At 42.1% G+C, this 14,239-nt stretch carries 16 protein-coding genes and 1 riboswitch; of the genes, 12 read left to right on the plus strand and 4 right to left on the minus strand.

The features are described 5' to 3' along the window. Nucleotides 1–135: 135 nt before the first annotated feature. Together AC6I1H_RS17035 and ptsP are read left to right on the plus strand one after the other, a co-directional pair. The gene (locus AC6I1H_RS17035) at nt 136–450 is read left to right on the plus strand and encodes a bh protein (RefSeq protein ID WP_497738707.1); all 315 of its coding nucleotides are present in this window, start codon (nt 136–138) and stop codon (nt 448–450) included. 17 nt (nt 451–467) lie between these two features. Then, nucleotides 468–2,192 carry a phosphoenolpyruvate--protein phosphotransferase gene (ptsP, locus tag AC6I1H_RS17040; protein WP_497738708.1) on the plus strand — a complete coding sequence of 575 codons (1,725 nt, stop codon included), beginning with the start codon at nt 468–470 and terminating at the stop codon, nt 2,190–2,192. Between the two features lie 44 nt (nt 2,193–2,236). Here the strand turns inward: ptsP and AC6I1H_RS17045 are convergent, their stop codons facing one another. The 4 genes from AC6I1H_RS17045 to AC6I1H_RS17060 form a co-directional block, all read right to left on the minus strand. Continuing rightward, a complete protein-coding gene (locus tag AC6I1H_RS17045) occupies nt 2,237–3,184 on the minus strand; it encodes an AEC family transporter (protein ID WP_497738709.1) in 948 nt (315 codons plus the stop codon). An 83-nt stretch (nt 3,185–3,267) separates the two neighbouring features. Next, nucleotides 3,268–4,695, minus strand: a complete 1,428-nt coding sequence (locus AC6I1H_RS17050) for a GldG family protein (RefSeq protein WP_497738710.1) — start codon at nt 4,693–4,695, stop codon at nt 3,268–3,270. 76 nt (nt 4,696–4,771) lie between these two features. Continuing rightward, nucleotides 4,772–5,482: an ABC transporter permease subunit gene (locus tag AC6I1H_RS17055; RefSeq protein ID WP_497738711.1), complete on the minus strand. Its 711-nt coding sequence runs from the start codon at nt 5,480–5,482 to the stop codon at nt 4,772–4,774. Continuing rightward, complete coding sequence (locus AC6I1H_RS17060) at nt 5,457–6,449, minus strand: ABC transporter ATP-binding protein (protein ID WP_497738712.1); 993 nt, start codon at nt 6,447–6,449, stop codon at nt 5,457–5,459. The genes AC6I1H_RS17055 and AC6I1H_RS17060 overlap by 26 nt, the downstream gene beginning before the upstream one ends. 74 nt (nt 6,450–6,523) lie before the next feature. Here AC6I1H_RS17060 and AC6I1H_RS17065 point away from each other — a divergent pair, with 74 nt between their 5' ends. From AC6I1H_RS17065 to cbiB, 10 genes are all read left to right on the plus strand, one after another. Continuing rightward, entirely contained in the window at nt 6,524–6,718 is a 195-nt protein-coding gene (locus tag AC6I1H_RS17065) for an alpha/beta-type small acid-soluble spore protein (protein WP_497738713.1), read from the plus strand. A gap of 25 nt (nt 6,719–6,743) precedes the next feature. Beyond that, the gene (locus AC6I1H_RS17070; RefSeq protein ID WP_497740848.1) at nt 6,744–6,938 is read left to right on the plus strand and encodes a ferritin family protein; all 195 of its coding nucleotides are present in this window, start codon (nt 6,744–6,746) and stop codon (nt 6,936–6,938) included. 123 nt (nt 6,939–7,061) lie between these two features. Further along, nucleotides 7,062–7,676 (plus strand): DedA family protein, encoded by a 615-nt coding sequence (locus AC6I1H_RS17075; RefSeq protein WP_497738714.1) that lies wholly within the window; start codon nt 7,062–7,064, stop codon nt 7,674–7,676. After that, entirely contained in the window at nt 7,673–8,146 is a 474-nt protein-coding gene (locus AC6I1H_RS17080) for a GNAT family N-acetyltransferase (RefSeq protein WP_497738715.1), read from the plus strand. Before AC6I1H_RS17075 ends, AC6I1H_RS17080 begins: the two co-directional genes overlap by 4 nt. Nucleotides 8,147–8,212: 66 nt before the next feature. Next, nucleotides 8,213–8,381, plus strand: a riboswitch (cobalamin riboswitch). A gap of 164 nt (nt 8,382–8,545) precedes the next feature. Beyond that, nucleotides 8,546–9,532: an ABC transporter substrate-binding protein gene (locus tag AC6I1H_RS17085; protein WP_497738716.1), complete on the plus strand. Its 987-nt coding sequence runs from the start codon at nt 8,546–8,548 to the stop codon at nt 9,530–9,532. A 28-nt stretch (nt 9,533–9,560) separates the two neighbouring features. After that, nucleotides 9,561–10,619, plus strand: coding sequence for a FecCD family ABC transporter permease (locus AC6I1H_RS17090; RefSeq protein ID WP_497738717.1), 1,059 nt, complete (start codon nt 9,561–9,563; stop codon nt 10,617–10,619). Nucleotides 10,620–10,629: 10 nt separating this feature from the next. Continuing rightward, complete coding sequence (gene cobU, locus AC6I1H_RS17095) at nt 10,630–11,187, plus strand: bifunctional adenosylcobinamide kinase/adenosylcobinamide-phosphate guanylyltransferase (protein WP_497738718.1); 558 nt, start codon at nt 10,630–10,632, stop codon at nt 11,185–11,187. A gap of 18 nt (nt 11,188–11,205) precedes the next feature. Continuing rightward, nucleotides 11,206–12,114, plus strand: a complete 909-nt coding sequence (locus tag AC6I1H_RS17100; RefSeq protein ID WP_497738719.1) for a GHMP family kinase ATP-binding protein — start codon at nt 11,206–11,208, stop codon at nt 12,112–12,114. A gap of 57 nt (nt 12,115–12,171) precedes the next feature. Continuing rightward, complete coding sequence (gene cobD / locus AC6I1H_RS17105) at nt 12,172–13,278, plus strand: threonine-phosphate decarboxylase CobD (protein ID WP_497738720.1); 1,107 nt, start codon at nt 12,172–12,174, stop codon at nt 13,276–13,278. 8 nt (nt 13,279–13,286) lie between these two features. After that, a complete protein-coding gene (gene cbiB, locus AC6I1H_RS17110) occupies nt 13,287–14,228 on the plus strand; it encodes an adenosylcobinamide-phosphate synthase CbiB (RefSeq protein ID WP_497738721.1) in 942 nt (313 codons plus the stop codon). Nucleotides 14,229–14,239: the final 11 nt, after the last annotated feature.

Below are 14,239 nucleotides of genomic sequence, written 5' to 3' on the forward strand. Positions count from 1 at the left end.
ATTATTATATTGTATGGAGAATTCATCTTTAAAAACCTTTGTTTGGCTTTCTTCTTACCCGAAGGGAAGAAAGTCCAGATGCAGCAATTTTGATTATGATAGCGGCTATGATTATCTTGGAGAGGGGGGAGTCGAATGACCTCCAGAATGGAAGCTGAACTTTTTTGTCTTCACTGCAATAAGGATACACCCCATACTGTAACATATGTGGGGAATATTTTAAAAAGCGTCAAGTGCACTCAATGCGGTAGTGAAATTGAAATCAAAAGAGAAAAACTATTAGGAAACTATGCTGTAGATTTTATTGAAAGAATCCTCACAAAACCGTTCAGGATGACAAAAGAACTGGAAGGGGACATCAAAAAGTTCATTCTATCCTTACCTATCAGGATAATTACAAAGCCGTACCGTATCGCAAAAGAAGTGGAAGATATTATTAAAAAAGATTAAGTTTGAGGGAGGTAAACATGTTAAAAGGGATTGCGGCATCGCCCGGTATTGAAATTGGAAAAGCTTATGTGCTAAATGGCCAGCAAATTGTCATTAACAAAGAAAACATCACAGAAGACATGGTGGAAAAAGAAATAAAGTGTCTTGAAGAAGCAATAGAACAATCGAAAATCCAGTTGAAAAAAATAAAAGAAAAAGCCGAAAAAGAATTGGGTCATGACAAGGCTGAAATTTTTGCAGCTCATTTAATGGTTTTGGATGATCCCGTATTTATAGATGAAATAAAGTCCATGATAAGAAATAACAAAATAACTGCCGAAAATGCCGTATCAATGGTATCACATAAATATATTGAGATGTTCAATAATATGAATGATGAATACTTGAAAGAACGGGCAGCAGACGTTAAAGATGTAAGCGACAGAATGATAAAAAACATTCTGGGAGTTCCAATCGAAACCCTTGCGGATATTTCTGATGAGTCCATTATAATAGCGAAAGACCTGACACCTTCTGATACCGCTCAAATGAACAAAGAGAAAGTTTTGGCTTTTGCCACCGACATGGGAGGCAGAACTTCTCATACCGCAATCATGGCCAGATCTCTTGAGATTCCGGCAGTGGTGGGGCTTGTGGATATATCTCGGCAGGCCAAAACGGGAGATATAATCATAGTCGACGGCAATAAAGGGATAGTTCATATAAATCCTGATGAAAATACTTTAAAGGAATATGAGAAGCTAAAACAAGATTATATAAATTATCGCCGGGAGCTAAAAGAATTGAAAGACCTTCCCGGTCAGACCCGAGACGGGGTTCGGAAAGTGGAGCTTTCGGCAAATATCGGCACTCCAAAAGATGTAAAAGGCGCCCTGGATAACGGAGCTGAAGGCGTAGGGCTCTACCGCACAGAATTTTTGTACATGGATCGGGAAAACCTTCCTACGGAAGAAGAACAGTTTATAGCATATAGACAGGTGGCCGAAGCCATGGCCCCACGGCCGATCATAATAAGGACTCTGGATATCGGAGGGGATAAGAAACTTCCATATCTGGACATGCCCGATGAGATGAATCCTTTTCTGGGCTGGAGAGCCATCCGTATGTGCCTGGACAGACCCGATATTTTAAAAACCCAGCTTCGAGCCATACTTCGAGCCAGTTTCTACGGCAATGTGAAAATCATGTACCCCATGGTATCCCGGGCCGAGGAGATTAGAAAAGCCAATGCGATACTTGAAGAAGCCAAAAAAGAACTAAAAGCCGAGGGCATACCTTTTGACGATAACCTGGAAGTTGGCATCATGGTGGAAATTCCTTCTGCCGCGGTTATAGCCGATATCCTGGCAAAAGAAGTGGATTTCTTCAGCATAGGCACCAATGACCTGATTCAATATACTCTGGCCGTTGATAGAATGAACGAACACATATCCAATCTTTACGAACCCCTTCATCCGGCGGTGCTGAGGCTTATAAAAAATGTTATCGACGCTTCACACAGGGCCGGGAAATGGACAGGCATGTGTGGCGAGATGGCGGGAGATGTGACCGCAGTTCCGATATTGCTGGGCATGGGACTGGACGAGTTTTCCATGAGCGCATCATCCATCCCACAGGTGAAAAAGATTATTCGCTCTCTCACGTACGATGAAGCAAAAAAAATTGCAGAACAGGCATTGAGTATGGAAAAATCTGAAGAGATAAGAAAAATGGTTGAAGAAGTTATAGAAAAAATAAAATAGGAAGTTCTTCAAAGGAGGCGTGATTAAAAACGCCTCTTTTATTATTACGGAATTTGATTTAAGAGCACTCTATACACAGGTACTACAAAGAGAGTGGCTATGGTGGTTGCAGCTATCATGACAGCTACATATTTACTGTCAGCATCATAAGCTTTTGAGATTATGGCTGTGTTTGTCATAACCGGCATGGCCGCCTGAATCACAAAGACGTTCCTCATAAGTGGCGGTAAAGGAAAAAACAATGTCAGTAAAATAATTGATATCGGTGAAATTATAAACCGCCCGGCGAACAAAAACAGCATATCTTTGCTGATTTTTATGGTTTTCAAGTCGACAGAATGAATGGTGATGCCTATAAACAGCATAGAAATAGGGGTCGTCAGATTACCGACATATCTAAAAGTATCCATGATAAAGGAGGGCAATCTTATACCCAGCAAAATCATTACGATTGCGAAAATAAAACTTACAAGCGGAGGAGATAAAATTTCTTTTAATGTTTCCATGGAAAATAATTTTTTATATCCGCCGTTGCCATCCCTGTTTATCTCATATACTCCAAACGTCCAGAAATAAACGGTATTTGCAATATAGTATAACAATACGTAAGGAATGCTGTTTTCACCGAACAATGCGAGGTTAATAGGTAGTCCCATAAAAATGGTGTTTGAGTTAAAAAACATAGATCTAAATACACCCTGTCTCTCGGCAGGTATTTTTGCAAATTTTGCAGTAACAAAACTTAACAGATAACAAAAGGCTATAGATAAAAAAGGCACCAACAGTCCGCCGGCACTGGCCAGAAGATTTTCCTTATTAAAATTGTTCATGAGGTCATGAATCATAAGCATGGGCAGGGATAATTTGACAACGAGCTTTACAAGAAGTGTTGAAGAATTTTCGTCAAACCACCCCCGAGATGTAAGCACATATCCCAGCGAAATCATGAGCATTATGCTTAAAATACTTTGGACAGATTGCAGAATAACCATTTAAAAACTCCTTCAATAGCAATGATTACAATTATAACTTACAAGACAGGGTTTTGATAACCCTGTCACGTATTTTTGAATCCCTATAGATTCCTCCTGCGTATCCACACTATAAAACCAGCGACAATTATAATCAAAGGCAGAGCTACCACTGTAGAATAAAAAATAGTCTGAACCATATTTCCTGTCAGATTAATAAAAGGCGGTTCCTCAGATCTTGCCGGTATACTTAGCAGGTTGGTACTCTGGAGCAGCCATGTCACTGAGCCTGCAGCAAAATCAAGATTTCCGGCAAGCCCCAGTGTCTGCGGCCCCAAAAATGCAATATTACCTGCCACAACGGCTATGGGGTCTCCGGTTTCCAGGTCGGGAGCAGTTATTGTATTCGGGTCAAGAGGTGTATCCTGCTTTTTTTCTTCAGCAGGCCTGGAGACGGCGTACGCCAGGTGGAGTGGCCCCTTGATATCGTTATTGTCTTTAGACACGCTGTTTTTGGTAAGGTCCGTTTCGCCAAATGCATCATTACTGGTTATCAGGAGAGACCTTACCTGAAGATTATCGGGCAATTTTGCAATCGGCTCCAAACTTCTGCTAAAAGGGAAAATGACTGTGAGTTTTTTATCCAGCAGGCTCTGTGTGACATCGTGGTTTTCTACCATCGGTACCGGTGTGAGCGGATCGGAATAAAAAGACCGCTGCGGATCGGTAACAACGTCGTCATGAGCCTTTAAACCGATACTATTCAGCAGATTTTTCCATTCGGTCAAGGGGACGCTGTTATCGGTAGGACCAAGGAATATTAGAAGTTTACCGCCTTTCTTGACATAGTTTTCCAACAGTTCCCTCTCTCTTAAAACAAGGTCCCTCTGGGGACCGGCCGCTACTATCAGATCGGCGTCATCAGGAATTTTTCCTTCAACAGGAAGCTCCAATTGCTCTGTAATATATCCTTCCCCTTTGAGATAAGAGTTAAAGCTGTCCAGATCCGATATAATGCTGGCCTCGCCATGACCCTTCAGGAAATAAATATGAGCCTGGTTCTGGCGGTTTAAATCAAGAATGGCTCTTGTTACCGCCTGTTCGCCATTGAAGTCCATAGAATAGGAATTTTTCCCCGGCGAATATAGGTTGTACTGGCTAATGGTGCGTTGATTTTTCAAATCTTCGACTATAATGGTGTTGTATTCCTGGACATTGTATTTTTTTGCTATTGCCGGTTCTTTTTCGGGATCATAAAAGTTGATTTTTATTTTAGAAGAAGCAAAACCATATTCTTTCAGGAGATTTTTTATATCGCTGCCGGTATTGCTGCCTTCGGCGATAAAAGCCGTTATTTTGATAGGGTCCTTTAACTCGGCCAGAATTTCCCTGGTTTTTTGAGAAAGGGTAAATCTTTTGGATTTTGTTAAATCCCATCGCTTATGGTACTTAGCGGCCACAAAATTCACACCTACGAGCGACACAAGAAGCAATAAAACTATAAAAACACCGGAGAGTCTCGTAATTTTCATATTAACCTCCATTCCGCCGCTACCGCTGGCGGCACAAATAGTAATGAAAAGTTATTTTTCAAGCTATACATCCTCCCTATGACCAGGCCCTCTTGGCTACGCCAAGCATGGAAATCAGCAAAGATACAATTATGATGCTCAGAAAATATATTACATGAGTCGTGTCTATCACTCCCCTGAGAAAATCTCCGTAATGCTCGGAAATTGAAAGAGCTTTTGCAAATTGACCCAGAGGTCCGGATATATTGCCCGACAGCCATCCCACTATCCAAAACAGCAACAATATGCCAAAGCCCGATATGCTGGCTATAATCTGGCTGCTGGTAAACGAGGAGCACATTATTCCTATAGCAAGGTATGTGGCCGCCAGCAGTAAAAACCCAAGGTATGAAGTTATTATCACTCCTATATCCGGTGAAGATATGGAAAGTAAAATACCCGGGAAAATAAAGGTCAAAATAATTATGGCGATAAACAGTGCCAGTGACGCCAGATATTTTCCCAGCACCAGCTGGGGTATGGTCACAGGAGAGGTAAGCAGGAATTCCATGGTGCCGTCCTGCTCTTCTCCGGCCATCAGTCTCATAGTCAAAACCGGGGCTGCGAAAATAAGGATTACCGCCAGATTCATAAAGAGACTTGTCATTTCGGCAATCCTGGAAGTAAAAAGGGCTACAGAAAAGAAATAACCTGCTAGAGCCATAATGACCGAAATGACCGCATAGGCCAGTGGAGATTGAATATAACCTTTCAGTTCCTTTTTAAATATGCTGTATATGATTGTCATTTTTGTCATCCTCCTTGAAAGATGCGGATATGGCATCTTCTTCGGTCGTAAGTTCAAGGAATATTTCTTCCAGGGACATTTTTGAAGAATTCATCTCCAGTATGGCAAAACCTCTGGAAGCCATGGCAAAGAACAGGTCTTCTCTGACATCTCTGCCTTTTTCGGATGTCACCCTGAACTCCGATATATCCTTGCCGATAGAATTTATGGAGACTGATTGGACCCCCGGGACATTTTGAAGGGCAAAAAGAACATCTTTATCGGGCCCTTTTATCTGCAGAATTATTTCCCGATTCCCCATAAGGGCGTTGCCGAGGTTTTCTGGAGTATCTTCAGCTATAAGTTTACCCTTGTTGATTATAGCAACTCGGTGACACAGGCTGCTCACTTCCGGCAGTATATGGGAACTCAATATGACTGTCCTTTTGCCGGCAAGGTTTTTTATAAGTTGTCTTATTTCGATGATCTGTTGCGGATCCAGACCTACGGTGGGCTCGTCCAGAATCAGAACCTCAGGTTCTCCTACCAGTGCTTGGGCAAGGCCCACCCGCTGGCGGTATCCCCGGGAAATGTGAGAAATAAGGCGGTTTTTCACAACGTCGACTCCTACTTCTTCCATGACCTTATTTACCCTTAAACTTTTTTCCCTTCCTTTAAAACCTTTTAATTCGGCGGAGTAAGATATAAAATCTTTCACGGTCATGTCTTTGTAAAGCGGCGGATTTTCGGGCAAATAACCAATAAATCTTTTTGCCGTTACGGGTTGTTTTACGATATCATATCCTGCCACCCGTATCGTTCCGGAAGTGGGAGGCATATACCCCGCAATTATTCGCATGGTGGTTGATTTACCAGCTCCATTTGGGCCTAAAAGGCCAAGAATTTCACCACGCTTTACAAACAACGATATACCTTTCAGCGCAGTCTTGTTGCCATAATTTTTCGTGATATTGGAAAGTTCTATCAAACAGCTTCCTCCTTTATACAGAAATACGGGAATAAATTTATTTTTAACGGACATCATAATTTTGAGGTGAGCTTATGGGGAAAAATATTAAAAAAAACAAGCAAAAAACTCCAGACCCCAAAGAAAAATTGAAACTTGAAGCCGCCACAGAATTGGGGCTTTTCGACAAAGTAAAGCGCATTGGCTGGGACATGCTCACAGCCCAGGAAACCGGGAAAATCGGAGCCGTAGTAAAAAAGAAATTAAGAAACTGTAAAATAAATTCATAAAAACACAATTAAAATTATACCATAGATTAAAGTCTTTTCAAATTTATATAAACATCCGGTCAAAGCCGGAAAATCCGCTCATTATAAACTTTTTAAACAAACTCATGCTTCTGCAGCCCGGCAGGTTCAAAGAGAAGGATTTACAGAAGTAGCCGAAGTTTTCAAGACCATAGCCCGGGAAGAAGCCGCTCACGCAGCAAGGCTTTTTGCTGGTTTGTAAGGTTTGTAGTGGAATTTATGGCCGATGATGTTTCAAACAATGAGAAACATTATCGGCTATATTTGTAAGAAAAACATTTAAACAAACGTACATCGAGTGTATAATTTTATTGGGTGATGGGACATGTCCAACCTGTGGCAAAATTCTTATGATATTTTGACTAAATACGGATATGCGGGACTTTATCTTGGCCTTTTGGCCGAAGGTACTGGGTTGCCGTTGCCTGTAGAACTTTTATTTATGGCTGCCGTATATTTTATTAGTATCAATCAAATGTCATTGTCATACGTTATAGCGGTGGCTACCATCGGAAACCTTTCGGGTAATATTCTCGCCTATTACATAGGATACTTCGGCGGCCCACCGGTGGTAGACCGGTTAAACAGATTCCTGCACATGAAAGATGAGGATATTAAAAGGATAAGGGAATGGTTTGACAGATATGGAGGAGTGGCAAATATGATAAGCCGGTGGATCGGGATAACCAGGACTCCCGCCATTTGGGCCGCCGGCCTTTTGAGAATAAATTTTTTATCTTATCTTGTATTCTCTCTGATCGGGGATTTCTTCTGGGCAACATTTTGGATGATACTGTATTTTAAAACCTATTCAGAGATACACAGGCTACTTTATATGCCGTGGGAATATAAAGCCGGCGCTATAATGATGTTTATAACATTCGTTCTTCTGGCCTGGAAGCTTTTTTTTAGATATTTTAGAAGGGGCGGGAATAGTTGAAGGAGCATTTTTCTGATATCAAACACATTACCTTACCCGACAGCTGGGATGCATATAAAGCGAGTTTAAACAAGCGGTTCAGAAAAAATATAGAATATTACTGGAGAAGGGTAAACAGGGATTTTAATATAAAATATGAAGTGGTGAGCAAAGAGCAGGATGTAAAACCTACCCTGCTCAGGATGGTGGAGCTACATCAAAAAAGTATTGGCGGATTTGACGATGCCTATAAAAATATGAGCATAGGGGTGCTTCTTACTTCAGCAGCCATAAAAACATCAATAGAAAGAAAAGATAACATTTTTGATTTTTTAAGGGGAAATGAATCATATAAGGATAATTTTTGCAACGGAAGAAGGTACAATTACAGGCTGGTGTTTCACAAAAGATTGTTAGCCGGTATGAGGGCAAGGGTAATAGAAAAGGAAAATAGTATGATAGGGGCAATTAAAGCACATTTTGAAAGTTAAGACATTAGAACTGAATTAAGCATGACCTCATGAACTTGTAGAAAAAGAAAATGTGAGATATAATATAAAAAACAATATGCAACAGGTGCCGAAAGGTTAAAAGGGAATCAGGTGAAAATCCTGAGCGGTCCCGCCACTGTAACCGGGGATAAACTGCTATGCCACTGGGAAAACCGGGAAGGCGCAGCGAAGATGATCCGTCAGCCAGGAAACCTGCCTGTTGATGAGGGTACCAGCCTTCGGAAGAAAGGGGGAGTACTTTTGCAAAGAAACAAAAACCCGGTCTTTCCGCAAGAGCAGCCGGGTTATTTTAATTGTTTTAACGTAAAATTCTAACGGTCACAGGATAAAGAATTATAAAGGAGGTTTGGGCAGACCGAGAGGTTTTACCACACAATTATGATAAGAAAAATATTTAAGAGTTTACCACTGTTTTTAATATTGTTGATTGTAATTGGCATTTTTGCCGGATGCAATTCATCAAAAGATAATCAAGGCAAGACGCCAGAAAATCCTGCCGCGCCGCAGGACAGCGTTCTGCATCAAGAAAGTGCAACATTTCCTTTAAAAGTAAAAGACCAGATGAATCGTGAAATAACTGTGGAAAAAGAACCGAAAAGGATAGTGTCCCTCGCTCCAAGCAATACAGAAATTCTTTTTGCCCTGGGATTGGGAGGAAAAGTCGTGGGGGTGACAAATTACTGCGATTATCCTGAGGAAGCAAAGAGCAAAGAAAAGATAGGCGGATTTTCCGATCCAAATCTGGAAAAGATAATTTCTTTGAAACCGGACCTTGTGCTGGCAACAGATATGCATCAAAAGCCTGTGGAACAACTGGAGAAATTAAACATACCTGTGGTGATCCTCGCCCCTAAGAATATCCCCGATATGCTGAACAGCATTGAAATAATAGGAAGAATATCAGGCAAAGAGGCGGAATCCCTCAGGCTGGTAGAAACCCTTAAAAATAGGATAAAAACTGTCGAGGATAAGACTGCGGGAATCCCACAAGATAAACGACCAAAAATTTACTATGAAGTCTGGCCTGAGCCTTTTACAACTGCCGGTCCGGGCACCTTTGTCAATGACATAATCGAAAAAGCTGGGGGCGAGAACATAGCTGGCGATGCCGAAAATGCCTACCCGCAATACAGTCAGGAAATGATCATATCCAAAAACCCCGATATTATTATTTTTTCGCACCATGGCTCCAGCAAACAAACCATAGAAGATATTTTAAAACGGCCCGGCTGGGAAAACATCAATGCCGTAAAGAATAATAAAGTGTTCTATGTGGATGAAAATATAGTCCAGCGAGCGACACCGAGGCTTGTTGACGGTCTTGAACAGTTTGCAAAAATTATTCATCCGGAATTGTTCAAATAAAAATAGGTATGAGCAATGGAGGAACAAAGTGACCGGAAGTTTCCAGAAGGATATTAAGTATATACGAAAATATACGGCGCTCATCGCAGCGATTATTTTTGGAGGCATTCTGGCTCTTGGAATAGGGTCGGTGAGTATAAGCCCTGTTATAATTATGAAAATTATCATTCATAAAATTCCATTTCTAGGAAGAAATGTTACCGCCGACTGGTCTTATTCTCAGGAAGCAATTTTACTTCAGTTGAGGCTTCCAAGAATAGTGCTGTCTTTTCTGGTTGGCGCCGAACTTTCGGCTGCAGGTGTAATATACCAGGGCATATTCAGAAACCCTATGGCCGACCCGTATGTGATTGGGGCTTCCTCTGGTGCTTCTCTGGGTGCGACTCTGGCTATCCTTCTTTTTTCGGGCTTGAAAATATGGGGAATAGGGTCGGTGCCATTTTTTGCTTTTTTGGGCTCGGCTGTCACTATTGTCGTGGTTTATGTGATTTCCAGTGTAGGAGGACGCACATATCCATTTACATTGCTTCTGGCAGGAATCGCAGTTAGCAGCTTCATATCCGCACTGGTATCTTTTTTCATGTATTTCAGCGACAATAAATTGCACCAGATTTATTTCTGGCTTCTGGGAAGTTTTTCTTCTCAGGGATGGGATGACGTAATACTTAATCTGCCCTACGGGGTTGCAGGATACATTATAGGGGTCTTGAACTTAAGGGCACTGAATTTAATGCAATTGGGCGAGGAAACGGCATTTTCTACAGGAGTTGATGTAGAACTAGCGAAGAAAGTGAGTCTTGCGGCAGCGTGTCTTCTTACGGCCTCGGCGGTGTCGGTCAGCGGCATAATAGGATTTGTGGGGCTCATAATCCCGCATATCACTAGGCTGATAATCGGACCCGACCATCGAAAGCTGTTTAATTTTTCAACCCTGGTAGGAGGCCTTTATCTGATGATAGCAGATACTTTTTCCAGGGTTATCATAAGCCCCACAGAACTTCCGGTGGGTATCCTGACGGCGCTGTTTGGTGGTCCGTTCTTTATATACCTTCTTTTTAAGAAAAAAAATAAGGATTACAGGATGTGAAGGTGATAATATGAGTATGACATTTATTACCGGCGGCGCCCGCAGCGGCAAGAGCCGGTTCGCGGAAAAATTGGCCCGTGAATCCGGAGAAAAGGTCGTATACATAGCTACCGCTCAGGCTCTTGATCAGGAAATGGCTCATCGGATAGCCCTCCACAGGCAGAGAAGACCTATCGAATGGGAAACGATTGAAGAGCCCGAGCATGTATCGAGAGTTTTAAAGAATATAGGTGAAAACAGTAAATGGTCGGATTATGGAATAATCCTTATCGACTGTCTGGCTCTGTTGGTTTCAAACCGGATTCCGCTGGACAGAGCTGAAGATCCCGCCACATGGGAAGATTTAAGAAAATCGCTTCTGAATGAAATAAATTCAATAATCCGGGAAGCCGGAAGGTTAAATAAACATGTTATGGTTGTATCCAATGAAGTGGGCATGGGCCTTGTGCCCGAATACCCTCTAGGCAGGCTTTACAGGGATTTGCTGGGAGAGGCGAATCAGTTGATGGCATCGTATGCCGAGAATGTTTATTTCATGGTGTCTGGCATACCTTTGAAAATCAAATAATAATAGGAGGGACCGTATTTGCTGGGGAAAGCCCGCTGCCCTGCCAGCTGCGGGGAAATAGTTCAGGGCGCAATTGATGGAAAGGACTTTCTGGTGACCTGCCCAATTTCACTATATACTGAAATAACGGTAGAATTGATTTCTGAAAAAAGTTCACGAAAACCATTTGACGGGCCAAATATATATAGTTTTAAATCATATCTTGCCGTGCAAAAAACCCTTGAATTCTTCGGAGCGGTTGAATATAAACCGGTCATAACTATAAACTCCCGCATTCCCCGGGGCACAGGTCTTTCATCTAGCACTGCCGATATTACCGCCGCATGCATGGCTACGGCATCGGCCCTTGGAAAAAGAATTTCCCCGGATTCCATAGCCGATATTGCCATTTCCATAGAGCCGAGCGACGGTATAATGTTTAAAGGGGCGGTGATTTTTGACCATATAAAGGGAAAATGGAGGGAGAGCTTGGGAGACCTGCCGGAAATGGATGTATATATCATAGATACAGAAGAAACTGTGGATACATTGGAATTCAACGGTCGCCCGGATTTAAAAAAGTTGAATTCGAAAAAGGAACCGGCTATTAGACAGGCCCTGGAATTAGCACGCACCGCAATAAAAGAGGGTGATGTGAGGCTGCTCGGCAGGGCAATGATAAAAAGCGCCATTGCCCATCAGGAGATATTTTATAAGCCTCATTTAATGGATACCATTGAAGTTGCAAACAGATTCAATGCCGCAGGGGTAAATGTAGCCCATAGTGGTTCCGCTGTAAGTTTGTTTTTTGAAAAAAATTGCCGTATAGACGCCGATTTATGGGCAGAGCTGGATGGAATAATGAAAAAGCACGGGAAAAAATACAGGATCATCAAAGCGGGTATTGACAATGCCGGTCCGAGGGAAATTTATATACCCCAAGTATAAATTGAATTGCAGCAGGCATGACAACACAAAGTTTGAAACATGAGAGGAACCGATACCATGGCGATTCATGGAGGAAATGTGTATAAAGTCGGGAGAGAGCTGGATATGCCGTATAATAAGCTTATGGATTTTTCCGCCAATATAAATCCGCTCGGTTTCCCCGATGTCGTAAGAAAAATAATAATCAACCGGATAGACGATATAGTCTATTATCCAGATCCGGAACAGGCAGAGCTTAAAAAATCCGCATCGGAATATTATGGCATAAACCCGGAAAATATTCTTCCCGGAAACGGCTCGGTAGAACTTATAAACATAATTGTGGAAGCGTTGAAACCATCAAAGGTTATAATTTTTGCTCCCACCTTTTCCGAATACGCTCGCTCCTGCCGAGGGAGAGGAATAAAAGTAGAACTTGTAGACATGACAAAAAATAATTACGGGTGGGACTTTGAGCTTGTTCGGAAAGTGGAAAATGTTATAGATAAAAATTCAATGACGATAATATGTAATCCCAACAATCCCACTGGTAAACTCGCCGGAAAAAAAGAGATAACAAATTTGCTCGAGATGTTGCAGGACAGAAAATCATTTCTTTTGCTGGACGAGGCTTTCATGGATTTTGTGATAGACAGTCAGAGTTTGATAAAAGGGGTCGAGAAACATAAAAATTTGATTATTCTCAGATCTCTCACGAAGTTTTTTGCTTTGCCGGGCCTTAGAATAGGTTTTGCCGCTTGTAACAGTGAACTGATACAAAAGTTGGAAGAGTTGAAAGATCCCTGGAACATCAATACTTTTGCGGGTTTGGTGGGCTATGAAGTTTTAAAAGACAAGAATTACATTGAGACGACCAGAAAATTTATTTCCCAGGAAAAGGAATACCTCTGGAGTAAACTGAGCGACATAAATGGACTTTTGCCATTGTACCCGGAGGCGAATTTTGTCTTTGTAAAAATTGCCGACGGCATAAAATCCGACGCTCTTGCGGACAAACTTAAAAAATACGGAATTTTGATAAGACAATGTGGGAACTTTGATTTTCTGGACGACAGCTTTTTCCGGGTGGCTGTTAGAACAAGAGAGGAAAACGAAATCCTTATAAATGCTCTCACTTCAATTTATAATAAAAGCTTTTTTATACAAACTTCTGAAGAAAGGTAAAGAAATACATGGGTACACTTATATTTGTAGCTTTTTTGCTGGACCTGATTCTGGGAGACCCAAGGAGGCTCACCCATCCCGTAGTGCTTATAGGGAAATTGATTTCATCATTGGAGGGACTTATCCGAAAAGTTTTTCGCACTTCTTCGGAGCTTATGTTGGGCGGGATGGTGCTGTGGTTTGTCACCGTAGGAGCATCTTACTTTTTGACGTTTTGTGTGATAAAATTGGCTTATGGAATAAATATCCGGATCGGGCAGGCGGTATCAGTTTGGCTGCTGTATACGACCCTGGCGGTCAGAAACTTATCCGATGAAGCTATGGGCATTTTTCATGAATTAAAAAAAGGGAATATAGGAAGGGCGAGGCTGCGCCTCTCGGGCATAGTGGGGCGGGATACATGGGAACTGCCGCCGGATGAGGTTTGTCGGGCGACAGTAGAAACAGTGGCGGAAAACACCGTAGACGGCATCGTTTCCCCTCTGCTGTATGCCTTTCTCGGAGGGGCACCCCTTGCCATAGCGTTCAAGGCTGCCAGCACTCTGGACTCCATGGTGGGGTATAAAAACGAAAGATATCTTCACTTTGGATGGTTTTCAGCAAAAATGGACGACATTCTAAACTATGTGCCTGCCCGGTTAGGCGGGGTCTTTATGTTAATAGCCGCTAAAGTTTTAGGTCTTGATGCAAGGCAGGCATTAATGACGGCACTGAGAGATGCAAAAAAACATGAAAGCCCCAACGGGGGCATTCCCGAATCCATAATGGCAGGAGCCATGGGCATCCGGCTGGGCGGCATGAATTATTATTCCGGCCAGCCCAATTTCAGGGCCTACATGGGTGAGAAGTTGAGGGACATGGTTCCAGATGACATAAAGACTGCCGTGGCATTGAGCATAGTATCCTCTATTATTGCGTTGATAGCTGGGGAGTTAGTGATATTGTTATGAAACCATAATTA

The sequence above is a fragment of the Biomaibacter sp. TOL genome, assembly GCF_059717795.1.